Source organism: Streptococcus fryi (genome assembly GCF_053206505.1).
Genome location: NZ_JBRUGW010000015.1, coordinates 14,437 through 37,673, shown reverse-complemented (window position 1 = coordinate 37,673; position 23,237 = coordinate 14,437). Strand labels below are relative to the sequence as shown.

Here is a 23,237-nt window from a genome sequence, read left to right as displayed (position 1 = left end):
ATATGAACTGATGTCTAAATTACTTGAATTGAAAGAAAAACGTAACCTAGCTTGGCAACAAGCAAAAACCTTCCTTGATTCTGTTCGAACAGAAGATGGACTTGTATCTGAGGAAGATTCCAAACGCTATGATGATATGGAAGCAAAAATCACTCTTTACAATCAAGAGATTGCTCGCCTGGAGCGTCAAGAAAAGATTGACCTTGAACTGGCTCAACCAACTTCACAAGCTCTGACTAGTCAACCAACCACTGTCATCAAGGACTCTGAAAAAGAGGATGAGAAAAAGGGTATTTCCTCTGATGTCTATGCCAAAACCTTCTGGACAAACGTGCGTAAGCGTCACTTCTTTGATATTAAAGATGTGCTGCGTGTGGGTGAGGATACAGAAGGTGGACACTTAGTTCCAGATGAATACGAGAAGAAATTGGTTCAAGGTCTTCAAGAAGAGAACTTCTTTCGCAAGCTTGCGACAGTTATCAAAACGTCAAGTGGCGAGCGTAAGATTCCAGTTGTCTCAGGGCATGGATCAGCTTCGTGGATGGATGAAAATGGCATTTACCCTGAAAGCGATGACGTTTTCGGTCATGTGACACTTGATTCCCATAAGATTGGGACGGCGATTCGCATTTCAGAGGAGCTGTTAAATGATTCAGTATTTGATCTTGAGTCCTATATGACGACAGAGTTTGCCCGTCGTATTGGAACAGAAGAAGAGAAGGCCTTTCTTATCGGAGACGGCTCTAAGAAACCAACTGGTATCTTCACACAAGCTGATGTCACTGGTCCAACAACAGCCACAAAAGACATCACCTTTGACGATATGATTGAGCTTTATCACTCATTGCCTGCTCCTTATCGTAAGAATGCAGCATGGATTTTGCACGATACAACTGTCAAAGCCATTCGTAAACTCAAGGACAATAACGGCAACTATATCTGGCAGCCGTCTACACAGGTAGGTCAACATGACCTTTTTCCACCGTCTCTTTTGGGTCTTTGCCAAGTCTGCCAACCCAAGGGTCAAACCTTTCGTGGACTTCTTTAGAGAGATGGAGATTTTCCCTGTTCAAGAAGTGGCACCAGTCTTGATGGAGATGTTACATCAGGGGATGACCACGAGAAAAAAGCAGATCACTCAGAAAGAGCGAGCGAAGAAGTCTTCACTGTAGAAAGCTACCTCTCTTGTTGTAAGGAGACTGGACTTTCCATTGACGATTTAAAGCATATCTCGATTGGGATGGCTCTTGATTACCAAACGGATTATGTGACTTTAAGGACAAAAGAAAAAAGGGATAGCCGTAAGGCTACCCAAGCTGACTTTGATGCTTTTTAAGATTAGAAAATGAATTGTATTAGTTGTTTAACCTGAACAAAAGAGAAATCATCTAATTCTGTGATTTTTTCAGATTTTCTTGAGCGGAAATCGAAAGTGTGAAGTTGGAGCGGGTTTACTGAACCATCGACTTTATCATTTATGACGTCAACTAGGAGGCCTTGTTCTTTGAGTTTCATTTGTCCATGAGTGATTGGACAGACTGCTACAAAGCCAGTCTGTTTATTGTAATTGGTATTTGAAATGACTAAAGCAGGTCTTCGCTTTTGAATTTCACGCCCAGCTGATGGATCGACATCAATCCAGATGATATCTTTCTGTTCAGGGATATATCTAGTATTCATTGCTTAGTAGTTTAACTCCTTCAAAATCATCAGTCATTCTAAGGTCAGTTTCTCCGTCAAAAGGATTCTTCAATCTTGGTGCAAGGATGAGAACATTGTTTTTACCTTTTTCAATAACGAACTCTTGACCGGTTTCAATTCCAAATTCTTTTGGAAGTGTAACAGACACGGAGTTTCCGACTTTTCTTGCTTTAACGAGTACCATTTAGTAATCCCTCCTTTTTGTATATACAAGTATACACCGAAAAGGAGAGGAAGTCAAGTCATATTCATTTAGAGAGGAGGAGTGACGATGGCAGGAAACATTAAGGGCATTACCATTGAAATCGGTGGTGATACCCAACCCTTACAAAATGCCTTAAAGGGTGTGAACAAACAGGCTTCTGAAGCCACCAAGGAACTGCGTCAGATTGACAAGGCTCTCAAGTTTGACACTGGCAATGTCACTCTTTTGACCCAAAAGCAGGAAGTCTTGGCCAAACAAATCGAGACAACCAAAGAAAAATTGGCAACGCTTCGTCAGGCTCAGTCGCAAGTTGAAGCCCAGTTCAAGGCAGGCAATATTGGTAAAGACCAGTACCGAGCCTTTCAACGTGAGATCGAAACGACTCAGACGGTACTAGCATCTTACGAAAGCAAACTCGCAGGGGTTACTTCAACGCTTGAAAGTTATGGACAAGCTAAGTCCCTTATTTCGCTTGCCTTGAGTTTTATCGGTCAGTACATCTCTAACGCTTGGAATGGGATTAGACAAACCACGAGCAATCTCTTAACAGCCATTAGTGGCGTGGTATCCTCCATTTGGTCTGGTATCCAGTCGACCATTTCGTCAGTTTTGTCCAATATTAGTGGGACGGTCTTTTCCATTTGGAATGGGATTAAGTCGACCATTACGACCGCTATTAATGGTGCAAGAGATGCCGTTTCAAGTGCTATTTCAGCCATCAAGAATCTCTTTAATTTCCAAATACGATGGCCACATATTCCCTTACCGCACTTCAGGGTGTCGGGGTCTCCTGATCCACTTGACTGGTTGAAAGGCGGCTTACCTTCTATTGCCATTGACTGGTATGCCAAAGGAGGTATTTTAACCAAGCCCACAGCTTTTGACATGAACGGCAATAGTCTGATGGTTGGTGGGGAAGCAGGGCGAGAAGCGGTTCTACCTTTGAATGAGCAGACGCTTGGAGCTATTGGTCGTGGGATTGCCAAAACCATGGCAGGAAGCTTACCGCCTATACAGATTACCATCACTGGTAATGCCATCCGTGAGGAGATGGATTTGACACGTCTTGCGGATATGGTAGGTGAGCGATTACTGTATGAATTAGAACGTCAACAAGGCTTGAGAGGAGTTAGACCATGATTTGCTTGATGTCAACTGGGAGAACATCCTAGCAGAGAATCGCCTGCTTGATAAGCACTACAGCATGGCATTGAGTGACCTGCTTAGGCAGGAGAAGATAGACTTCAACCCTTCAGACATGTACCGAGTGCTCGACTATATCAGGATAGGGTTTGATGGCGAAATAACCGTTCGCTTCCTGGAAGGAACTGAGGTTGATTTATAAAGTAGAATAAAAGCTGTAACGACAGTGGGAAACCATTGCTTAAATTTATTAAAAAGACTTGACATAATTCGTTTACAATGGTAAACTTATTTTGGTTGTATTTGTTTACACCTGTAGACAGCTAGGGGGAGGAGAATGAGCACAATAGAATTTAATACTTATATCACAGATGCTGAATGGGAGGTCCTGCGTGTAGTTTGGGCAAATGATCGAGTAACTAGTAAAAAAGTCATTTCTGTATTGCAAGAAAAAATGGACTGGACACAATCCACTATCAAAACGATCTTAGGTCGATTAGTTGGAAAAGGCGTACTAAATACAGAGCAAGAAGGTAGAAAGTTTATTTACACTGCCAATATTGAAGAGAAAGAAGCCGTAAGGGATTATGCAGAAGATATTTTTAACCGTATTTGCAAAAAGAAAGTCGGAAATGTAATAGGAAGCATCATTGAAGATCATGTCTTAAGCTTCGATGATATAGATCGACTAGAAAAAATATTAGAGATAAAAAAATCTTTCGCAGTAGAAGAAGTGGATTGCAATTGTCCAGAAGGACAATGCGAGTGTCATTTACATCATCATTAACATAAGGAGGAATTAAAAATGAATAATGATAACATGGATAAGTTAAAACACGAGCATGGAAACACAGATAAACATGGATACCATAAGGATCAACATCATGCCGGGCATGATCACTGCGGGCACTGTGGGCATGACCACAGCGGACATAGTGGACATGATCATAGCGGACATAGTGGACATGATCATAGCGGGCATAGTGGGCCTAATCACAGCGGGCACAGTGGACATGATCATAGCGGGCACAGTGGACATGACCACAGCGGGCACAGTGGACATGATCACAGCGAACACAGTGGACATGATCACAGCGAACACAGTGGACATGATCACAGCGGACACAGTGGGCATGCCCACCATCATCACGGAAGCTTTAAGGAACTTTTCTTAAAGTCATTGCCACTAGGAATCATTATTATGTTCTTTTCCCCTTTGCATGGATTTAAACTACCATTCCAGTTTACTTTTCCATATTCTGATATTGTAGTAGCTATTTTATCTACTATATTAATTATTTATGGTGGACGTCCATTCTATCAAGGTGCAGTTGACGAATTTAAACAAAAAAAACCTGGAATGATGGCACTCGTTTCTTTAGGTATAAGTGTTTCATATTTGTACAGTATTTATGCTGTGATCATTACCTACGTAACGGGTGAACACGTGATGGACTTTTTCTTTGAATTTGCTTCATTACTATTAATCATGCTATTAGGTCACTGGATTGAGATGAAAGCTATTGGAGAAGCAGGAGACGCACAAGCAGCATTGGCTAAGTTAGTGCCGAAAGATGCTCACGTTGTATTAGAAGATGGTTCAATTGAAATACGTCCAGTTGCTGACTTACAGGTAGGTGATTTAATTCGTGTTCAAGCCGGAGAAAATGTGCCAGCAGACGGGATTATCGAGCGTGGCGAATCACGTTTAAATGAAGCTCTTCTAACTGGGGAGTCAAAAGCAGTAAAAAAAGGCCCTGGCGATGAAGTAATCGGGGGCTCAACAAATGGAGAAGGGGTTCTTTATATTAAAGTGCTTGAGACAGGTGATCAATCCTTTATCTCTCAAGTACAGAATTTAATCAGCCAAGCTCAAAGTCAGCCTTCCAGGGCAGAAAATATTGCGCAAAAGGTTGCAGGGTGGCTCTTCTATATTGCTGTTATTGTCGCGCTAATTGCTTTTGTAGTGTGGATGATTATTGGAGATATCCCAACGGCAGTTATATTTACTATTACTACATTAGTTATTGCTTGTCCTCACGCATTGGGTCTGGCTATTCCATTGGTAACCGCCCGTAGCACAAGCTTAGGAGCTAGCCGTGGCTTACTAGTAAAAGACCGCCAAGCCTTAGAAATAGCTCAAGATGCAGATGTGATGATTTTAGATAAAACGGGTACTTTAACAACTGGTGAATTTAAAGTATTAGATGTAAAACTTCTTAATGACAAATATACAAAAGAGGAAATCATTGCCTTATTGGCAGGTATTGAAGGAGGATCTAGCCACCCAATTGCTCAATCAATTGTAAGTTTCGCCGAGCAGCAAAATATACGTCCAGCATCTTTTGATTCGATTGATGTGATTTCCGGTTCTGGAGTAGAGGGTAAAGCAGGTGGGCACCGTTACCAATTAATCAGTCAAAAAGCCTATGGACGTAATCTTGATATGGATACTCCAAAAGGAGCAACTCTTAGTGTCTTAGTAGAAAACGATGATGCCATTGGTGCTGTAGCTTTAGGGGACGAATTAAAACCAACAAGTAAAGAGTTAATTAAAGCTCTTAAAAAGAACAATATTCGACCAATTATGGCAACAGGTGATAATGAAAAAGCGGCTCAAGGCGCGGCAGTAGATTTAGGGATTGAATATAGATCAAATCAATCTCCACAAGACAAATATGAGTTAGTTAAAACACTTAAAGATGAAGGAAAGAAAGTTATCATGGTAGGTGATGGTGTAAATGATGCTCCTTCTCTTGCCTTAGCAGATATTGGTATAGCTATAGGTGCTGGAACTCAAGTTGCGTTGGATTCAGCTGATGTCATATTGACTCAATCCAATCCAGGAGATATTGGATCATTCATTGATTTAGCACACAAAACAACTCGTAAAATGAAACAAAACCTATTTTGGGGAGCTGGTTATAACTTTATAGCTATCCCTCTAGCTGCAGGAATTTTGGCTCCTATTGGTATCACATTAAGCCCTGCATTAGGAGCAATCCTAATGTCTGTGTCAACAGTCATCGTCGCCATTAATGCTATGTTATTACGTTTAGATCCAAAAAATAACGGTTAACAGATCGAATGATTGAAACTCCTTAAAGTATCAAGATACAATAGTTTTACAGGAGAAAAAGAGATGTAAGTAATGGCTCTTTGTAAAATCGTGTTGGTAGAAGTAGACGATTTTTCTACCAACACGATTTTTAATGAGAAACTCAAAAAATTAAGAGTACGAATGATTGTGCTCACTGTACTCGTACTAATCGTAGGTGCTTTGTGGGCTTTTTCAACAATGATATACAAGGGTGAGCACAAATGTCAGACACCTCATGTGACGGAAGAAGAGATTAAAGCATGGTTTCTTTCAGCCATCAATCAGCTCCTCAGTAATCGAGATGAGATTATTGCCATTACGGAACGTTTAATTGACATGGCAAAAGACACTACGCCACTTGAAGACAGGATTGATGATTTGGAGCAACAACTTGAAACTATCCGACAAGACATAATGGATTTAGTTGATAGGAATGCAAGGAAGGCTCAGAATCAAGAGCTTTACCAAAAGCAATACGATACTCTGTTAATAGCCTACCAAGAAAAACAGAAAGAGCTACATGAGACCAATTCAATCTTGGGAGAGCAGAAAAGTAAAAGCATAAGGCTTGATCGTTTTATCCAGCAACTCAAAGAGCAGGATGACCTCATCACAGCCTTCAACCAAGAACTCTGGCAGACTAGTGTCGAGCGATTGGATATCAAAGAGGGCAAGACAATTAGTCTAACTTTTAAAAATGGCGTACAGATTGCTTTATAAATGATAAGGGCGTGTCAGTTTGGCACGCCTTTTTTTGTTTTCTGTGTTATAATGGGATGAGAAACTACGGGACTATTTTTGCACCCCCCTGAGAGGATAAAGGTTAGATTGTATGATTAAAGTGATAGCAACAGAAATCGGAATAAGGAAATTGATACAATAGAATACAAAGAAAGCCTTGGAATAAGCTGTTTCCAAGGCTTTTAAACTATCTTTAGATAGAAAGTAAAGTTTTTAGTAATGATATGTTTTCGTTGAGACACCTTTGATAAGTAAATCGTTAAATTTTATGTTATCAAAGACGAATCATGTGGAGTGAGTAGTTCTGATCGTAAAAGCCTTGATTGCAAGGTTTTTCTTGTGTTGTGGGGAAGTATTATAGTAAGTAATTTTTTTGGCTTGAGTAGAAGTGATAGTAGAAACTATCTGATTTTATTTACATTAACTCATTGGGTACGTTTTTATTCTATTGATTAGGAGTTTTGTGTGAATAGAAAGTACCTTCAATTTGGTTTAAATTAGAACTATCAAACGTTTTCTGCACTTAAATGAATAGTGAGTATATAGTTAATAGTCTATTAAGTAGGAATTCATTTGTTGTGTTCTTACTTTTTTTTATTTTTTTTACGAAAAAGCGGAAAAATGGTCTCCAATTTTACTTAGTAAAGTGTAAGGGCAAGTTTTAAAAAAATTTTTAGACTAAACGTCGTAAAACTGTGCCTAGTAAGTGAAGGAGGTAATCAAGTGCTTACAATTAGAAGTCCTACAGCTTTTAAATGAAATGAACAACTCAAATGCTCTTATTCATAGTTTAATTATAGAAAGATAAAAGGAAATACATTTATGAACTACACAATAAAATCAGGCGATACTTTAAGTGGAATTGCAGCTAAATTCAAAACAACAGTTGCTGAACTTCAGCGATTGAATGGTATTAAAAATCCTAACCATATTCAAGTGGGGCAAGTTATTAAAGTGAGTGGTAAAACATTACCGCCAGTTAGATCAGGAAATGGTTATTATACGGTAAAATCAGGCGATACCTTAAGTGCTATCGCACAACGTCACAGAACAACAGTTGCGGAATTACAACGATTAAATGGGATTTCTAATCCTGATGCCATCTATGTTGGTCAGGTCTTGAGACTAATTTCATCGGTATCTTCAACACCTAGTACACCTAATGTCCCAAATAAACCTAATACAGGTAATAATGGCTCTAAAGTAACTTACACAGTCCAATCAGGGGATACTTTAAGTGGAATTGCAGTTAGGTTTGGAACAACAGTATCAACCTTACAATCTTTGAATAATATTAGTAATCCTAACTTGATTCAAGTAGGTCAAGTTCTAATCATTCGTCAGGGTGTTTCTTCATCTGGAAATTCATCTTCAGGAACGGTTACGACAAGTTATACAGTCCAATCAGGGGATACTTTAAGTGGAATTGCAGCAAAATTTGGCACAACAGTTGCTTCTATTCAAAGTTTAAACAATATTAGTAATCCCAATTTAATATATGCTGGTCAGGTTCTAAGAATCACTCATAAAGGTGTCTCATCTGGGAATTCATCTTCAGGAACAGTTATGACAAGTTATACAGTCCAATCAGGAGATACTTTGAGTGGAATTGCAGCAAAATTTGGCACAACAGTTGCTTCTATTCAAAGTTTAAACAACATTAGTAATCCTAATTTAATTTATGCAGGTCAGGTTCTAAGAATAAATGGTATTGCTTCACAAAGTCAACCTATAACCGATGGTAATGTCTCATTAACAGGTAATGGCTATCTTGTTACAGCAGAACAACTACGTCAAATTGGTTGGACTGTCGTTAATACGAGCATGATTAATGATTTAAATAATTGTTTACGCCGATATAATATCACAACTTTATCTCGCATTCGTCACTTTATTAGCCAATGTAGCCACGAGTCTGGTGGAGGGAAATGGACAATGGAACTTGCTTCTGGAGAAGCTTATAATGGTCGATCAGATTTGGGAAATACTTATCCAGGTGATGGACCTAAATATAAAGGTGGGGGCTATATTCAGCTAACAGGTCGATATAACTATACTCAATTTGCCAATGCTATTGGAGACCAACGTATTGTTAATGAGGGGGTTTCATATGTTGCATCACATTATCCTTGGACAAGTGCTGGTTTTTGGTGGCATAAGAATGGGATGAATTCTTTGTGTGATACTAATCCAACCGTTGAACAAGTTACTAGACGTGTAAATGGTGGTTACAATGGTCTAGCAGATAGGAAATACTGGTATGGCCGATGTGTAGCAGTGATTACGAGCACAACACTGGTAGGAAGTAGTTCATCTAGTGGACATAATCCTATATCGAATCCAAATGATGTTATGTTTAAATATAGTTTACCAACAAGACAGCGTCACGGTTCAGCTACGATTCGTAATTTTCTCCCTATTATTAAAGAACTTGAAGAAGCACGTATCGATTTTGTTAATAGAGGTTATTTGCATCAAGATAGGCAAAGTGTACATAATAGTATTCTACTCCTTCTTGCTAAAAAATACTTTTTTAGTACTGGTTTAAAAGGGATTTTATTAGAGAGATTAGGATTCAGGTTGGTAACAGGAAGTGGTTCAAATCAAGTATTTGAGAATTTTTTGAAAAATGAATATAAGCACCTTTATCAAAAAATTGAGAAATATATTGATGGAGGTAACGAGATATTACTTGATGATTTTAATGGCGAAATTGACTTACCACATTTAGCCATTACGACATTGAGTTACTTTAATACAACTGCTAATCCAGGTTCGTGGAACGGTTGGGCAGGAGATTTAGCAAGTGCTATGAAAAGTGTTCAGTTGGTTTGGGAGAAAAATAAATCAGTAAACGTTGATATTATTTCTAGAGCATTTATTGGTAGTTCTTCTCCTAGTTTAGATTTACCAAGTAATGTAATTATGCCATCAGGGGCATACAACAGATTTGGCTATGCAGACATGTGTAGTGATGCTGATGCAATTGAATTAGCAAGTATTTTAAAAAGTAATACTTCAAAGAATAACAAATTAAGCGAGACATTTGCATCATATTATTCTGGTAAGCATAAGAATCGATTTAAAAACTATCTCACAGATTTGGGGGTAACTCGTAATAAAAAAGAAATCACGGAAGCAGTAGATGAAACTTTTAATAAAACTTTTGTGGATTTATTATCCACAGTGGAAAGCGGTTTTGTCGATTCAAAAGTCGCTACCTCGTGTAAAAATACTTTTGTTAATTTTATCCTTTATAGTACAAAATAACTTAAGTAACTAGCTTTTAGAATCGTGAAAACACATGAAATTATTGTTGTTAACGCAGTATTTCATGTGTTTTTGTATTTTATAATTCGTTGTAAAGGGATTTATGAGACATATTAGTCATTAAAGTAAAGTTTAAGTAGTTAATTTGTATACAATCAGTAATATTAACTGATTGATTATTAATTGAGAAACGACTTGAATTAGAAGTGAGTAGTTTAAATCATAAGACGAGCTTACATAACTACTGATTAATGTGGTAATCAATACTAAGACTAATAATAATAGTCTAGTAGTAATTATTGTTAGTTGATATTTATTCAGAAAATAAGAGTTATAAAAAACTAAAGAGATGTTTAAGGCTATTATTATAGCTAATCGAGATTCTAAAAGTGAAGATAGTACCAGATAGGAACTTAGAGTAATGCCAATCGCTATTACTACGAGGTATTTAACTTTAAAGCTTACTTGCCTAGTATATTTTGGAAAAAATATTATCGGTATTGGGAAAAAGAATGCTTGTAAGATGTAATTGATTAGAATCAAAACTTCAAATTGTTCACTAATGGGAACTATATTTAAAGCTAGTATAGAAATAATGAAAAAAATTGATGTTATTACTGAGATTAGCAAGGGGTAAATAGCTTGTTTTATAGACATTTTTATCTCCTTTGGGCTTCTATTTGCACTAATTTTAGATTTTAATTGCTATATATAAGGGGGCTATCTACAAATGATTGTACCATATAAATATACTATTAATCATCTTAAAACTTGGTAATGATAAAATGAAGATTAATAAATGAAGTTTCAACATTATTAAAGCCGCTTGGCAATCATGGATTAGTACAACAAATTAAAGGATTGAGCTTAGCACAAAAAAATGGTAATATTTATCTCAAGAAATGAGTTCAGGTTTGGGAAGTGTTGTTGCTGCGGCAGTTGCCATCTTGGTTTGGCTTGGAGACAAAGCAGGTTTTATTAAGAAAAAATAGTGGGTTACATATCTGTGAATACGGTCAAATTGAAAAAATTCTTCTTATTATTTGTATTGATATCTATGTTAGAGTAGCGGTAGAACTCACGTTCAAAATCTTGGTAGCTCTCGCTGTAATAGTCCATTTGCAGGTGATTACGCTGAAACTCAAGCTGATTCATAAAGCACCTCCTCAACAAGTTCAATACTAATAATGTTATGTACTTAAAGTCTTATGCAGATTGGTTATTTTGTTATTAGAATTGGGTACTCCAAGTCTTTTTTTATGAATTTTTTTATTCATTCAAGAAAACACTTGAATTAATTAATGAAAAGGGTTATACTATATTCAAACAAATACTTGAATGAAATTGAGGTGAGAATATGATTAAAAAAGATACTTGTGAAATTTATTGTTATGACGAAGAAAAGGTCAATCGAATACAAGGTAATTTACAGACAGTAGATATTTCTAGTGTTGCCCAAATGTTAAAAGCTATTGCAGATAAAAATAGAGCAAAAATTACCTATGCATTGTGTCAAGATGACGAACTGTGTGTGTGTGATATTGCAAATATTATAGGTGTTACGGTTGCAAATACCTCTCATCACCTGCGAACGCTCCATAAGCAAGGGATTGTTAAGTTTCGAAAAGAGGGAAAAATTGCATTTTATTCCTTAGATGATGAGCATATCAGACAAATTATGATGATTGCATTGGCACTTAAGAAAGAGGTGAAGATCAATGTCTAGAGGGAAAGCAAAACAGTTTGAAGAAGAAATGAAAGCCTATCGTGTTCAAGGATTTACTTGTACTAACTGTGCAGCCATTTTTGAAAATAATGTTAAAGAACTTCCCGGTGTTCAGGATGCGAAAGTAAATTTCGGAGCATCTAAAGTTTATGTTAAAGGGACGACAACCATTGAAGAATTAGAAAAAGCAGGAGCATTTGAAAATTTAAAAATTCGAGATGAAAAAGAACAAAGGGTAGGAGGAGAACCTTTTTGGAAGCAGAAAGAAAACATTAAGGTATATATATCAGCTCTTTTACTTGTAGTTAGCTGGTTCTTAGGAGAGCAGTATGGTGAAGAGCATGTTCTACCGACAATTGGTTATGCAGCGTCCATTTTAATCGGTGGATATTCGTTATTTATTAAAGGTCTCAAAAATTTAAGCAGATTAAATTTCGATATGAATACGCTTATGACTATTGCCATAATAGGAGCTGCAATTATTGGTGAATGGGGTGAAGGGGCAACCGTTGTTATCCTATTTGCGATTAGTGAAGCATTAGAGCGTTATTCAATGGATAAAGCACGTCAATCTATTGAATCTTTAATGGATATTGCCCCAAAAGAAGCGTTAATTCGACGAGGAAATGAAGAAGTGATGATTCATGTTGATGAGATTCAAGTTGGAGACATCATGATAGTTAAGCCCGGTCAAAAGTTAGCAATGGATGGAATAGTGGTTAAAGGTACATCGACATTAAATCAGGCTGCGATTACAGGTGAAAGTGTTCCAGTAACGAAAATCACAAATGATGAAGTATTTGCAGGAACCTTGAATGAAGAAGGGTTACTTGAGGTTAAAGTAACAAAACGAGTTGAAGATACTACTCTTTCAAAAATCATTCACTTGGTAGAAGAAGCCCAAGCAGAACGGGCCCCCTCTCAAGCGTTTGTCGATAAATTTGCAAAATACTATACACCAGCTATTGTCATACTAGCTCTTTTAATTGCAGTAGTTCCACCATTATTTGGCGGAGACTGGAGCCAATGGATTTATCAAGGATTAGCTGTATTAGTGGTTGGTTGTCCTTGTGCCTTAGTAGTCTCAACTCCAGTTGCTGTGGTTACAGCAATAGGAAATGCAGCGAAAAATGGTGTATTAATTAAAGGTGGTATCCATTTAGAAGCAGCAGGACACTTAAAAGCGATAGCCTTTGATAAAACAGGAACATTAACCAAAGGGATTCCAGCTGTAACAGACATTGTGACATATGGTAGAAATGAAAATGAATTAATAACCATAACATCAGCTATTGAAAAAGGATCGCAGCACCCTCTTGCTTCAGCGATTATGCGAAAAGCAGAAGAAAATGGATTAAAATTCATTGAAGTAACAGTAGAGGATTTTCAATCCATTACAGGTAAAGGCGTTAAAGCCAAAATAAATAATGAAATGTATTATGTGGGAAGTCAAAATCTTTTTGAGGAATTACACGGAAGCATTTCAAGCGATAAAAAAGAAAAAATTGCCGATATGCAAACTCAAGGTAAAACGGTGATGGTGTTAGGAACAGAAAAAGAAATTCTTTCGTTTATTGCCGTAGCCGATGAAATGAGGGAATCGTCTAAAGAAGTTATCGGCAAGTTGAACAATATAGGAATCGAAACAGTGATGCTAACAGGCGATAACCAAAGAACGGCAACAGCCATCGGAAAACAAGTTGGTGTTTTGGATATTAAAGCTGACTTACTTCCAGAAGATAAGCTTAATTTTATTAAGGAACTTCGAGAAAAACATCAAAGTGTGGGGATGGTCGGAGATGGCGTGAATGATGCTCCAGCCCTTGCGGCATCTACCGTTGGTGTAGCAATGGGTGGTGCTGGAACTGATACAGCTTTAGAAACGGCTGACATCGCCTTAATGTCTGATGATTTGAGTAAATTGCCATATACAATAAAATTAAGCCGTAAGGCTTTAGCAATCATCAAGCAAAACATTACCTTTTCTTTGGCGATTAAATTAGTGGCATTACTTTTGGTCATGCCCGGTTGGTTAACACTTTGGATAGCGATATTTGCTGATATGGGAGCAACTTTACTTGTAACATTAAACAGTTTACGCTTATTGAAAATCAAAGAATAGGTTCTAAAATGGGTGTCAACAATCGGATGCGATCATTGAAAACAATGTTATGCTTCAAAAGGGATATTAACAGGAAATATACAACTAAAGGACGCTTTAACTGAGCAACGCAAAAAGCCAAATTTCTCAATTGATGTTGAGAAATTTGGAGCTTGGTATTGAAAGTGGTATAGACTAAAAGGAGCATAAGACTCCTTTTTAGTTTGTAGAGTAAACGGACTTTAGGTAAACATATTTTCTGATGAGCATATTGTTCTCGAAAGGATTAATATTGAATAGAATGTAGTGATCTCGGTAGTCTTCGGCATTGTCATCATTGAGCTTGAGGAAATTTATATGTTAAATATGTTGTAGTTTTCTTATATGTATAATGATAGATTAGCGGATTCTCATCTATGGTACTTATCTCAAATAGGAAGAAGTGATCGCGGTTATCTTTGGACTTTTCCTTATTCAGGACAAAGTAATTCTTACGTGAAGTCGCCATTGTTTTGAGGATATCATCGGTCAGGAAGGTCAATGGAATATTCATGTTGGAGTAGCGGTAGAAGTCACGTTCAAAATCTTGGTAGCTCTCGCTGTAATAGTCCATTTGCAGGTGATTACGCTGAAACTCAAGCTGATTCATAAAGCACCTCCTCAACAAGTTCAATACTAATAATGTCTTTCAATTTCAAATTGAAGTGACCTGTTGTAGTTTTTATCAAAAAGAAATCTTTATTCAGACTTGGTATGGTTCCAGTGTAGGAAACACGCTTGTTTTTCTCAATCACATGAATGCGCGTGTGCAGTTGGCTAGCGTATACTTGACTGAGGAGTAATAATTTCTTCTCTAGTGACAAATCTAACATGTATGTTAATTTGTTTGTATCATCGGAGAGTGCTGATGTATGTTCAGATAGGAAAAAGCCCATCCATTTTTGCATCTTAGTATCTTGGTACTCTCTTGCTGACTGAAATGGTAAGTATGAACGGTCAATCATTTTAATCCTCCAATCCACCAGCGGAATGACCGCCGATAAGTTTACTGCGTTCAATATTTCTGGAACCTTCAGTTAGGACGGTTCCTTTTTGTATGGCTAAAAAGCCAAACTGTTCTCTGATAACATCAATAGCTGTCTGAAGTCTATTATCTTTTTCAATTTGTTCGACATCATCAAAGAGTGATAGTAGAGTATAACTTTCATCTACGAAGCCGCTATAAGATACACCAATTTGTCTCACTGCACCAGAGGTGTATTTTTTTCGGAATAATTCTAGTACATGACCAACCATTGTTTTTGGAAGATTTGCGGGTTCAATTTTTTTCTGAGCATTTATAGATTTTTTCATCTCAGTCCTAGAATATCCAATATGAATAGAAACGACAGTAGCTTTTTTATGTGCCGAGCGAAGACGGTTAGCAACCTGGTCAGCCATTTCAGCTAGTACGATTTCAATTTCTCTTTGGGTTCTGTAATCTCTAGGAAGTACTTGTGAGTTCCCCAACCCTCGTGATTTTGGTTTATAGGGTTCATGGACGTTGCTCTCATCAACACCATTAGCATGAAACCATAGCTGAACACCGACTTTACCGAATTCTTTTTTGAGAATATCAGGATTGAAATTGGCTAATTCTTTGATTGAATGAATACCAAGTTTTTGTAAATGAATCTCGGTTTTACTACCAATCCCCCAAAAGTCTGTTAATCTTGGTATTGCCCATACTTTAGTTTCTACATCTTCGTATGACCAGTTAGCTCTCATTGTAGCAGTTTTCTTAGCTTCATTATCTAGAGCTAGCTTAGCTAGAAGAGGATTGGAATTGCTCATTCCAACAGTTGAGATAATACCTGTTTTACGGTAAATATCTCTCTGAATCAAGGCAGAAACATTATCCAACTTATCTTTCCTAGACATTGAACTATCAGGAATAAAATAAGAAAGTGAGCTTGTCAGGTCAATAAAGCCTTCATCTATCGAATATGGCAGAATATCATCAGGAGCAGCATAGTCTTGAAAGATATGCTGAATCTCTAGACTCTTCTCAATATATCTGTCCATTCGAGGAGGAACGATGAGTGTACGCTTTGCCCAGTGTTCAATAAACGATTTATACTTTGGTGTTACCTCAATTCCCTGTTTCCATGCATTTTGATAGCTGAATTTTCGAGTGTTTATATCAAATGGCAAATCGTAGGAACGACCTACATTTGCTTTTCCGAAAACTTTCTTAAACATAGGAGAAGAAGCGAGAATCAATCCTGCCGAGTTGTCTGCACGGCTCATGACGCACAGTGAAGTGTAGAGTGGATGTAAACCTCTATCCACACATTCTACGGAAGCGTAGAAGGACTTCATATCGAGGAAGGCTATGTCACTTTGAGGTTCAATAGAATAATCGATATAGCCCATAGGATTATCTCCGTTTGAGTTTCTCTAGCTCTTTGATAAGTTCACCGATGTAATCAGTGATGTCGTATTCAAACTTATCAGGGGTGAAGATAATGCGTTCGTCTTTGATGTCGATCATTTCTTTAACATTCATTGGTATTGTCATCCTCCTCGGTTATAGCAATTAAAATAGAATCTTATATCAAAAAAGCGTAAGGATAGATTTTAGCATCCTCATTTTGAGGAATAAGAATTTCATCGAATCCTTCATTTTCTAGTCGTTCCTCGAAGTTGTCCATATTGAAAATTTCGACTTTACAGTCCGGATTGAAACCGTATGTTCCAAGTTCTAAAATATCATTCAATTTCATGACTATACTCCCTCGACAGGCATAAAGTGGCCTACAACTAGACCAACAATTTTTGGTTCATCCTCATAAGGGATGAACTTCTCTGGATAGTCCTTATTCAGTGAAACCATTCTAAATCCATCCTCATCACGGTAGAGTTTTTTGATATAAACTGAGTCATTCCATGATAATGCATATACAGCCCCGTCATAGTCGAAACCGTTCGAACGTATAAGTGCGACTTCACCGCTCTTATAGACAGGCTCCATAGAATCTCCCTCGATCCATGCGGCTATATCGTAGCCGTATTGTTCCTCATCGGAGTAGACAGTTTCAGTTTCAAACTCGTCAAAGAATCCTTCTCCCAGACCAGCAGATAATTGAATATCTGATAGTACCTGTACTGAGAAGAGTGGAATGACGTTTGAAGTTTGTTGGGATAGAAGAAGCTCCTCTACAAAGTCTTCTGCCTTTAGCTGGTTACCGGGAGTTAACTGAAGATAGTTATTTACGATATTGTATTCAGATTCAAAATAGGTTACTGGGACATCTAGGATTTTTGCTATAGCTGAGAGATTTTTCTGATTTGGGATTGATTTACCGGATTCCCACTTATTGTAAGAAGCTCTATTGATACCTAATTTATAGGCAATTTCAGACTGATTAAAATTTCTCTCAATTCTTTTTTCTTTAAGACGAATTCCAGAAAACATGACGCACCACCTTTGTTGCTTTATTATGCAACAATTATATCAAAAATATCAAACTTTGCAACAAAAGAACATTCAGATGCAAAATCTGCTTAGTATTCATCCATTCTATATGTAAAATATATCATTTGATCAATCGTTTTTCTGGTTTTAGTAGTTCAATCATATCTAAAGTAACATTAGCACAAATTTTCTTGTAATAGAATAATGTGCTGATTTTTTTAACAATTTTTGATATAATATTCTCAACATTATGTTGCATTATAAAGCAACGAAATTGAGGTTGTAAGATGCCAATTACAGAATATATTAAAAGAAAATTTATAAATCAAATTAAGTCAGATATTCATAGTAATATTTTATTGGATATTAAAGCTAAGATAGAAACCAGTGTTGAGAGCTGGCAAGTGTTCTCAAAAGAACTTCCAAACATAAAATATATTAAAGTTACTCCGTTTCAAAAGGATTATCGAACTATTCGATTATTAGTTAATGTGACTTCAGAAACACATTTCGAGTTTATTTGTAAAGAGAAGACAGAGATAAGAGATATCCAAAGAAAACATACGATTGAATATTTGTTATTCTTTGATGATGAAGTCATAATGTCACTAGTAGAAATTGGTGAACTTCGAAAAGTAAAGTTTGATAGTGAAACACAGCTAGATTCAACGTTACTTCCCTATATGTATCAAACAAAGTACGAGGAAGAAGCAGAACAATTTTTGAATACCTTTTATAGTTCTGCATTGAAGTTACTGCAACCTATTGACCCTCTAATTGCGATAAATAGCCTTGGACTGACATTGCTGGAAAGCCCCTTAAGCCCTGATGGTAGCATTCGTGGTCAAAGTCATTTTAGGTCAGAACTAGCTAGGGTATATGACCATACTTACAATTCTTACAAAAGTTTAGTTGTTTCTGAAGGAACGGTGATTTATGATGCAAGTAAATTTGTGAAAGGGAATAAAAACCTAACACTCATTCATGAGGCATATCATCACTATAGACATCGACCTCACATAATGATGAAGGAATTTTTACTTTCGCAAGATGATTATAATGCCAGAGATAAAGATTTTAAGAACGCTAGAATGTGGATAGAAAAACAAGCGAAGGTTGTTCCACCTAGAATTTTGATGCCAAGAAGTACTTTTTGTAAAAAAGCATTAGAATTAATTACTGAGATTGCAGAAAATAACAAACGTACTGGAATGCTAGATATTCTTCAAATTACTATTGAAGAGTTGGCAGATTTTTTCCAAGTCTCAAAACAGTCAGCAAGAGTAAGATTGATTGAATTAGGATTTGATGAAGTTCGTGGAGTTTTGGAATTTGTAGATGGTCGATATGTTAACAATTATGCTTTTAATAAACTAAAAGTAAATCACAATCAGACTCTAACTATTTCAGAACAACAAATGTTTGATTTATATGCCTCCGATAGTAATTTTCGAGAATTGATTGATTCTAAACGTTATATCTATGTCGATGGACATGTGGTTATTAATAGTCCAGAAGTAGTTTGGTACTTTATTAAGTATCCTTTGATATCGCCAGCAGCTCTTGAGAAATTAGATGAGTATGCGATTATTTTTGACATTAAGCGTAAAGAATATGAGGACATGGGTTTTGAAAAAGATTTTACCTTATATCTTTTACATCCTAGCTCGTATAAATTTGAGATTTCATACAAACATGGCATTGAATATTCTATTGATGAAAGAAAGCTTGAAGTTGAAACGGAGCAACGAAATCGTGAATTTACATTGTTTAAACAATTGCCAAATGACTTCACTGAAGCAATGAATAAAGTAAAAGATTATCAAGAAGAAACTTTTCCAAAGATTGCAGAAGCAGTAGATTCAAGTGAATCTACGATTAAACGACTGTTTAAAGGAACGGGTGGTAGTTTGCACCTCTTTGTATTAGTATTGGTGTATCTTGAGTTACCTGATTTTATAAATCAGTATCTGTTATCGCTCTCAAACTTTAAAATAAAAAATGGTGATAAAGAAGATATGGCTTACCAATACCTCCTGAACCATTTCCAAGGACAATCTGTAGCGGCTGCAAAACAATTTTTAACAAAAAGAGGAATATCTACCAAGTAATCGTGTCACAATGTTGACACGATTTTTATCTTATTTCGGTGATATTTTCTGTGTATTAAGGAGAAAATTGCATAATAGCAAGGTTTTGACCGTGTCAGAATCTTGCTATTTTCTTTTTCATTTTCCATGAGATACTAGACTAAAAGTAATCTCATACCGTGATTTGCTACTGATCATAGCGAACCTCAAAGTCATGGTGTGAGAGTGCACAGTCAGTCTGTGAGGTTAGCTGACCGATAACATAGAGGAAAGTAACTATGCGGTCAAGAATATTTTTTGCATGCCTTGATTTGTCATGTGTGCTTTCGGTATTAACTGGGAAGCCAATTAATCATGACAATCAATGTCAACTTTTTCAACTACTGCCAAGCTCAATCTTCATCAACTGGAGTAGAACCAACTGAAGGTGAAGTACTAGCACCTATGTTCGTGCAGGATTATTACATTGCTTCACGCAATTCAGGTTTGCTACGTGGTACGTTTCGTCAATGTCGTATCATGGGTATTCCAATACTAACTGCTTTTGTTCCAGTCGCAGAAGAGGACTATGAAAAGATGGTCTGGTGGTATAACAACTCCGTTAATGATTATCTCAAAGATTTTCGTAAGCCTAGTAAAAATGCTCCTAAGATTTCATCTTGGGAAGCATTCACAGAGAAACAAGATTTACCAATGATAGATGATGGCATTGAGCTTTATATATTCATGGATCAGTTTGAGTTTCTGAAAGCAAAACTTGCAGAATCGAATTTTCAAGCACCAGAAATATTGGAAATGCTATTTGATGGTTATGAAAATAAGGAAATCTTTGAAAAGCTAGGAGTACAGAAATCTGCTGGCTATAAGAAAGTAAAAAATACTCAGAAAGAAGGGTTAGAGCTTTACAACAAATTTAATAAATAACAGAATCGCCATCTCAATTACGAGGTGGCGATTTTTTGCTAGTCTTTTTGATAGAAAAAGCATTCATATCCATCTGCCCTAAGATTAATATCAGACAACCAGTCAGGTGCTATCCCCATTAATGATGCAACTTCATCAAGTTTTTGTTCAATTAGACATTCGATTATGACTTCATCGTGGACATGGCCTACAATCTTGAAATTTTTTAGTTGCTTCATAGAGAATGCAAGTATGTCTCTACTGATAGCTTGAACAATGTTCTCCACAAATTTTGGACCGTAGCTTTCTAGCCTCTCCCAACGTTTGGCAGTTCCAGTTCCTTCGTAAGTGACGGACTCTCCGCCGAACTGGTTATCGCCAATTCTTGGTTTGATATACGCCAGCTTACGACCAGATGGTAAGGTGATGAATAAAATGCCACGTTTTACTTCAAATTGAATACCGTGAGTAGATGTTGGAATTAGTTCCTTTACAGCAGTCTTTACAGCATTATCAACATCCCACCAATAGAGAACGATATTCGGATTAGCTAGTCGCCATGAGTTTACTAGTGGTTGGAGTTCTTCCTCAGTTAGTCCCATATCAAGCGCCCCCATGGCTTTCAATGCACCGACTGAACCTCCATATCCGCAAGCTAGCTCTGCAATTTTCCCTTTTTGTCTCAATTCAGAATTTTGTCCATGTTTTTCAACTGGTACTCCAAACATCTGAGAAGCGGACATACAGTAGATGTCTTTTCCTTGTTCAAATACTTTACTACGCCATCTCTCTCCAGCCAGGTGAGAGAGTACTCGAGCTTCGATGGCAGAGAAGTCGCAAACAATGAATTTCTTTCCTTTACTAGGGACAAAGGCTGTTCGGATAAGTTGAGATAAGGTATCTTGTGTGTCGTAGATTAGCTCAGTAGCTTCTAAGTCACCTGTTCCGAAAAGTTCTCTAGCTTCCTCAAGGTCAGGAAGATGGTTCTGAGGTAAATTCTGAAGCTGTACCAAACGGCCAGCCCATCGACCAGTTCGGTTTGCTCCATAGAATTGAAACATTCCCCTTGCTCGACCGTCTTTACAAACACAGTTCATCATGGCCTGGTATTTAGACACACTTGATTTAGCAGCTTGCTGACGAAGTTTGAGAACTTGAGCAGTTGTTTCATCAACCGTTTTGAGGAGTCCTTTCACAGCTTTTTTATCTAGAGAATCAGTGGTTACTCTTTGCTTTCGTAACCAGCCAATCATCTGTAGAACAGAGTTAGGGTTTTCAAGTCCAGTTAACGATTTTAGTTCTTCTTGGATTTTAGCTTTGCTCTCTGCATCAACTTTGATAGCGGCTTTTACAAAGTCAACATCTATGCCAATACCACGATCATTAATAATCTGATCCTGGTGGTACTCATCCCAAACAAAGTCAGGTACTGGGAAGTTTTTCAGTCGTTCCTTGATAGCCAATTCGACCTCAACATCACGTCTGTTGTAATCGATAAAGGTAGACCACTTGTCAGGCGCGTGATGAGGAAAGTTGCGAACTCGCCCTCCATTGACCTTAGTAGGCTTACAAGGTACGCAGAAGTAGCGAATGAGGTCAGCACCCTCTCTCATCTTTTGGTCTTTGAGTTTGAGAACTGTTCCAACTCCTTCAAGGGAGAGGGGAAGTCCTAAATAGGCTGACCAAATCATGCTACATTTCCATGAAACTGGAGATAAAAATTCATCTAATAATAAATCAGGATGATATTTCTTGAGCCAATTGGATAGACAAATTCGCTCAAATGAAGCATTGAAAGCCCATTTAATGACACTATCGTCTACCAAGGCCTCAAGGATATCTTGTGGTAATTTCTCATTAGTTAAGTCGTAAACAGTCACTGGTCCATTATCGACAGATACCGCAAACAAAAGGATTTCAAAACTGTTATCTTCCGCATAGCGATAGACACCAGATTTTCGTAAGTCAATTTCACAATATGTTTCGATGTCAATGCTGAGTTCTTTTATCGGCATAGTTTGTCCTTTCTGAAAAAGGTGACAGAAGTACTGCCACCTAAAGTTCTATTTGTTTTTTGACTGAGTGGTGTTTGGCTAAGTTTTTCTTTATTTTGCTTTGCCTTTCCTTCTATTTCATGTCGAATGTCATCTCTAATGGTCATATACCCGAAGTATAGTCCGATAAGCACCCAGAGGCCCATAATAGTACAAGTTAAAATAGTATACATCATCAATCTAATTCTCCATTTCTAGTTCAAAAAGTCATCATCGTCTTCTGTCGCAAAATCATCTTCGGCACGAGTGCGTCCTCCGAGTGGATCACCATCGCGCAATTTTTGTAAGTTATTCAAACCGCAAGCAATACCTTTGTTGCCATTTGAATTGAAAGCATAGAAGGTAATAGAAGCACGACCATAGATACCTGAGTATAGTTCAGACGTATCGATAATTTCTTGGCGGTTGCCATCAACCACACCAGGTTTGTGTGGCGAGTTGGCATTTACAAAGTAAGCATTTTTGTAAGCTTCATCATCAGGGCGTTCAAGGTCACCATCACGAAGTGGAGTTTTCAGAGTAGATAATGCAGGTACTGATTTGCCATTGCCTTTGAGTTTTGACTCACCTTCTTTGTATGCTTGCTCAATGGCTGCTTTGATCTTGTTAATGGTGGCAGTATCCTCTTTTGGAATGATGAGTGAGGCACTGTACTTGGGAGTGCTACCATTGATAGATTTTGGCTCGTTGGCATTTAAGTAGCTGAAGCGAGTGTTTGGTCCTGTTATTACTTTAGTTGTCATAAA

Annotated in this window: 20 protein-coding genes and 6 pseudogenes; 13 read left to right on the top strand and 13 right to left on the bottom strand. The window is 37.3% G+C overall.

Annotated elements, in window-relative coordinates:
* Window positions 1-10: 10 nt before the first annotated feature.
* Window positions 11-976: pseudogene (locus ACVRZH_RS05450) on the top strand (phage major capsid protein); the annotation flags it as partial.
* A pseudogene (locus ACVRZH_RS05445) lies at window positions 966-1,172 on the top strand (hypothetical protein); the annotation flags it as partial. The pseudogenes ACVRZH_RS05450 and ACVRZH_RS05445, both read left to right, overlap by 11 nt.
* Before the next feature lie 166 nt (window positions 1,173-1,338).
* Here ACVRZH_RS05445 and ACVRZH_RS05440 read toward each other — a convergent pair.
* Both ACVRZH_RS05440 and mazE read right to left on the bottom strand, forming a co-directional pair.
* Window positions 1,339-1,680 carry a type II toxin-antitoxin system PemK/MazF family toxin gene (locus ACVRZH_RS05440; RefSeq protein ID WP_447454300.1) on the bottom strand — a complete coding sequence of 114 codons (342 nt, stop codon included), beginning with the start codon at window positions 1,678-1,680 and terminating at the stop codon, window positions 1,339-1,341.
* Window positions 1,670-1,885, bottom strand: a complete 216-nt coding sequence (gene mazE, locus ACVRZH_RS05435) for a type II toxin-antitoxin system PemI/MazE family antitoxin (RefSeq protein WP_447454299.1) — start codon at window positions 1,883-1,885, stop codon at window positions 1,670-1,672. The genes ACVRZH_RS05440 and mazE overlap by 11 nt, the downstream gene beginning before the upstream one ends.
* Before the next feature lie 87 nt (window positions 1,886-1,972).
* Here mazE and ACVRZH_RS05430 point away from each other — a divergent pair.
* From ACVRZH_RS05430 to ACVRZH_RS05400, 7 genes and pseudogenes are all read left to right on the top strand, one after another.
* Window positions 1,973-2,356 (top strand): annotated as a pseudogene (locus ACVRZH_RS05430) (phage tail tape measure protein); the annotation flags it as partial.
* A 6-nt stretch (window positions 2,357-2,362) separates the two neighbouring features.
* A pseudogene (locus ACVRZH_RS05425) lies at window positions 2,363-3,046 on the top strand (phage tail protein); the annotation flags it as partial.
* 1 nt (window position 3,047) lies between these two features.
* The gene (locus tag ACVRZH_RS05420) at window positions 3,048-3,251 is read left to right on the top strand and encodes a site-specific recombinase resolvase (protein WP_447454298.1); all 204 of its coding nucleotides are present in this window, start codon (window positions 3,048-3,050) and stop codon (window positions 3,249-3,251) included.
* Between the two features lie 135 nt (window positions 3,252-3,386).
* Window positions 3,387-3,836 carry a CopY/TcrY family copper transport repressor gene (locus ACVRZH_RS05415; protein WP_447454297.1) on the top strand — a complete coding sequence of 150 codons (450 nt, stop codon included), beginning with the start codon at window positions 3,387-3,389 and terminating at the stop codon, window positions 3,834-3,836.
* 18 nt (window positions 3,837-3,854) lie between these two features.
* Window positions 3,855-6,128, top strand: a complete 2,274-nt coding sequence (locus ACVRZH_RS05410) for a heavy metal translocating P-type ATPase (protein WP_447454296.1) — start codon at window positions 3,855-3,857, stop codon at window positions 6,126-6,128.
* 225 nt (window positions 6,129-6,353) lie between these two features.
* Window positions 6,354-6,869: pseudogene (locus tag ACVRZH_RS05405) on the top strand (recombinase family protein); the annotation flags it as partial.
* Between the two features lie 843 nt (window positions 6,870-7,712).
* Window positions 7,713-10,160, top strand: a complete 2,448-nt coding sequence (locus ACVRZH_RS05400) for a LysM peptidoglycan-binding domain-containing protein (protein ID WP_447454295.1) — start codon at window positions 7,713-7,715, stop codon at window positions 10,158-10,160.
* A gap of 1,050 nt (window positions 10,161-11,210) precedes the next feature.
* Here the strand turns inward: ACVRZH_RS05400 and ACVRZH_RS05395 are convergent.
* Window positions 11,211-11,315: pseudogene (locus ACVRZH_RS05395) on the bottom strand (DUF5960 family protein); the annotation flags it as partial.
* 202 nt (window positions 11,316-11,517) lie between these two features.
* Between ACVRZH_RS05395 and ACVRZH_RS05390 the strand changes: the two are divergent.
* Entirely contained in the window at window positions 11,518-11,886 is a 369-nt protein-coding gene (locus ACVRZH_RS05390; RefSeq protein WP_447454294.1) for an ArsR/SmtB family transcription factor, read from the top strand.
* Window positions 11,879-14,008, top strand: a complete 2,130-nt coding sequence (locus ACVRZH_RS05385; RefSeq protein WP_447454293.1) for a heavy metal translocating P-type ATPase — start codon at window positions 11,879-11,881, stop codon at window positions 14,006-14,008. Before ACVRZH_RS05390 ends, ACVRZH_RS05385 begins: the two co-directional genes overlap by 8 nt.
* 198 nt (window positions 14,009-14,206) lie before the next feature.
* On the opposite strand, the gene ACVRZH_RS05380 is transcribed toward ACVRZH_RS05385, so the two are convergent.
* Genes ACVRZH_RS05380 through ACVRZH_RS05350 form a run of 7 tightly spaced genes read right to left on the bottom strand, consistent with a single transcriptional unit; the run spans window position 14,207 to window position 17,444 of the window.
* Complete coding sequence (locus ACVRZH_RS05380; protein ID WP_258862895.1) at window positions 14,207-14,290, bottom strand: hypothetical protein; 84 nt, start codon at window positions 14,288-14,290, stop codon at window positions 14,207-14,209.
* Between the two features lie 31 nt (window positions 14,291-14,321).
* Window positions 14,322-14,636, bottom strand: a complete 315-nt coding sequence (locus ACVRZH_RS05375) for a DUF5960 family protein (RefSeq protein ID WP_447454292.1) — start codon at window positions 14,634-14,636, stop codon at window positions 14,322-14,324.
* Window positions 14,623-14,991 carry a hypothetical protein gene (locus tag ACVRZH_RS05370; protein ID WP_447454291.1) on the bottom strand — a complete coding sequence of 123 codons (369 nt, stop codon included), beginning with the start codon at window positions 14,989-14,991 and terminating at the stop codon, window positions 14,623-14,625. The genes ACVRZH_RS05375 and ACVRZH_RS05370 overlap by 14 nt, the downstream gene beginning before the upstream one ends.
* A gap of 1 nt (window position 14,992) precedes the next feature.
* Window positions 14,993-16,402 (bottom strand): Y-family DNA polymerase, encoded by a 1,410-nt coding sequence (locus ACVRZH_RS05365; RefSeq protein WP_447454290.1) that lies wholly within the window; start codon window positions 16,400-16,402, stop codon window positions 14,993-14,995.
* A gap of 4 nt (window positions 16,403-16,406) precedes the next feature.
* The gene (locus ACVRZH_RS05360; protein ID WP_447454289.1) at window positions 16,407-16,535 is read right to left on the bottom strand and encodes a hypothetical protein; all 129 of its coding nucleotides are present in this window, start codon (window positions 16,533-16,535) and stop codon (window positions 16,407-16,409) included.
* A 43-nt stretch (window positions 16,536-16,578) separates the two neighbouring features.
* Window positions 16,579-16,752 (bottom strand): hypothetical protein, encoded by a 174-nt coding sequence (locus ACVRZH_RS05355; protein WP_447454288.1) that lies wholly within the window; start codon window positions 16,750-16,752, stop codon window positions 16,579-16,581.
* Between the two features lie 2 nt (window positions 16,753-16,754).
* Window positions 16,755-17,444: an XRE family transcriptional regulator gene (locus ACVRZH_RS05350; protein WP_447454287.1), complete on the bottom strand. Its 690-nt coding sequence runs from the start codon at window positions 17,442-17,444 to the stop codon at window positions 16,755-16,757.
* A 287-nt stretch (window positions 17,445-17,731) separates the two neighbouring features.
* Here ACVRZH_RS05350 and ACVRZH_RS05345 point away from each other — a divergent pair, with 287 nt between their 5' ends.
* The gene (locus ACVRZH_RS05345; protein ID WP_447454286.1) at window positions 17,732-19,555 is read left to right on the top strand and encodes an ImmA/IrrE family metallo-endopeptidase; all 1,824 of its coding nucleotides are present in this window, start codon (window positions 17,732-17,734) and stop codon (window positions 19,553-19,555) included.
* A 333-nt stretch (window positions 19,556-19,888) separates the two neighbouring features.
* The gene (locus tag ACVRZH_RS05340) at window positions 19,889-20,458 is read left to right on the top strand and encodes a hypothetical protein (protein ID WP_447454285.1); all 570 of its coding nucleotides are present in this window, start codon (window positions 19,889-19,891) and stop codon (window positions 20,456-20,458) included.
* A gap of 38 nt (window positions 20,459-20,496) precedes the next feature.
* Here the strand turns inward: ACVRZH_RS05340 and ACVRZH_RS05335 are convergent, their stop codons facing one another.
* The 3 genes from ACVRZH_RS05335 to ACVRZH_RS05325 are packed head-to-tail and all read right to left on the bottom strand — an operon-like array spanning window position 20,497 to window position 23,234.
* On the bottom strand, window positions 20,497-22,452 hold the full coding sequence (locus tag ACVRZH_RS05335; RefSeq protein WP_447454284.1) for a DNA polymerase: 1,956 nt from the start codon (window positions 22,450-22,452) through the stop codon (window positions 20,497-20,499).
* A complete protein-coding gene (locus ACVRZH_RS05330) occupies window positions 22,443-22,667 on the bottom strand; it encodes a hypothetical protein (RefSeq protein WP_447454306.1) in 225 nt (74 codons plus the stop codon). Before ACVRZH_RS05330 ends, ACVRZH_RS05335 begins: the two co-directional genes overlap by 10 nt.
* Before the next feature lie 18 nt (window positions 22,668-22,685).
* On the bottom strand, window positions 22,686-23,234 hold the full coding sequence (locus ACVRZH_RS05325) for a DUF2815 family protein (RefSeq protein WP_105112601.1): 549 nt from the start codon (window positions 23,232-23,234) through the stop codon (window positions 22,686-22,688).
* Between the last annotated feature and the right edge of the window lie 3 nt (window positions 23,235-23,237).

Excerpts from the sequence above, each read along its gene's own strand:
- ACVRZH_RS05330 (WP_447454306.1), bottom strand. The coding sequence starts at position 22,667 with ATGATGTATACTATTTTAACTTGTACTATTATGGGCCTCTGGGTGCTT.
- ACVRZH_RS05415 (WP_447454297.1), top strand. The coding sequence starts at position 3,387 with ATGAGCACAATAGAATTTAATACTTATATCACAGATGCTGAATGGGAG.
- ACVRZH_RS05365 (WP_447454290.1), bottom strand. The coding sequence starts at position 16,402 with ATGGGCTATATCGATTATTCTATTGAACCTCAAAGTGACATAGCCTTC.
- ACVRZH_RS05350 (WP_447454287.1), bottom strand. The coding sequence starts at position 17,444 with ATGTTTTCTGGAATTCGTCTTAAAGAAAAAAGAATTGAGAGAAATTTT.
- ACVRZH_RS05340 (WP_447454285.1), top strand. The coding sequence starts at position 19,889 with ATGACAATCAATGTCAACTTTTTCAACTACTGCCAAGCTCAATCTTCA.
- ACVRZH_RS05390 (WP_447454294.1), top strand. The coding sequence starts at position 11,518 with ATGATTAAAAAAGATACTTGTGAAATTTATTGTTATGACGAAGAAAAG.
- ACVRZH_RS05370 (WP_447454291.1), bottom strand. The coding sequence starts at position 14,991 with ATGATTGACCGTTCATACTTACCATTTCAGTCAGCAAGAGAGTACCAA.
- ACVRZH_RS05360 (WP_447454289.1), bottom strand. The coding sequence starts at position 16,535 with ATGAATGTTAAAGAAATGATCGACATCAAAGACGAACGCATTATCTTC.
- ACVRZH_RS05440 (WP_447454300.1), bottom strand. The coding sequence starts at position 1,680 with ATGAATACTAGATATATCCCTGAACAGAAAGATATCATCTGGATTGAT.
- ACVRZH_RS05345 (WP_447454286.1), top strand. The coding sequence starts at position 17,732 with ATGCCAATTACAGAATATATTAAAAGAAAATTTATAAATCAAATTAAG.
- ACVRZH_RS05385 (WP_447454293.1), top strand. The coding sequence starts at position 11,879 with ATGTCTAGAGGGAAAGCAAAACAGTTTGAAGAAGAAATGAAAGCCTAT.
- ACVRZH_RS05410 (WP_447454296.1), top strand. The coding sequence starts at position 3,855 with ATGAATAATGATAACATGGATAAGTTAAAACACGAGCATGGAAACACA.
- mazE (WP_447454299.1), bottom strand. The coding sequence starts at position 1,885 with ATGGTACTCGTTAAAGCAAGAAAAGTCGGAAACTCCGTGTCTGTTACA.
- ACVRZH_RS05375 (WP_447454292.1), bottom strand. The coding sequence starts at position 14,636 with ATGAATCAGCTTGAGTTTCAGCGTAATCACCTGCAAATGGACTATTAC.
- ACVRZH_RS05400 (WP_447454295.1), top strand. The coding sequence starts at position 7,713 with ATGAACTACACAATAAAATCAGGCGATACTTTAAGTGGAATTGCAGCT.
- ACVRZH_RS05335 (WP_447454284.1), bottom strand. The coding sequence starts at position 22,452 with ATGCCGATAAAAGAACTCAGCATTGACATCGAAACATATTGTGAAATT.
- ACVRZH_RS05355 (WP_447454288.1), bottom strand. The coding sequence starts at position 16,752 with ATGAAATTGAATGATATTTTAGAACTTGGAACATACGGTTTCAATCCG.
- ACVRZH_RS05325 (WP_105112601.1), bottom strand. The coding sequence starts at position 23,234 with ATGACAACTAAAGTAATAACAGGACCAAACACTCGCTTCAGCTACTTA.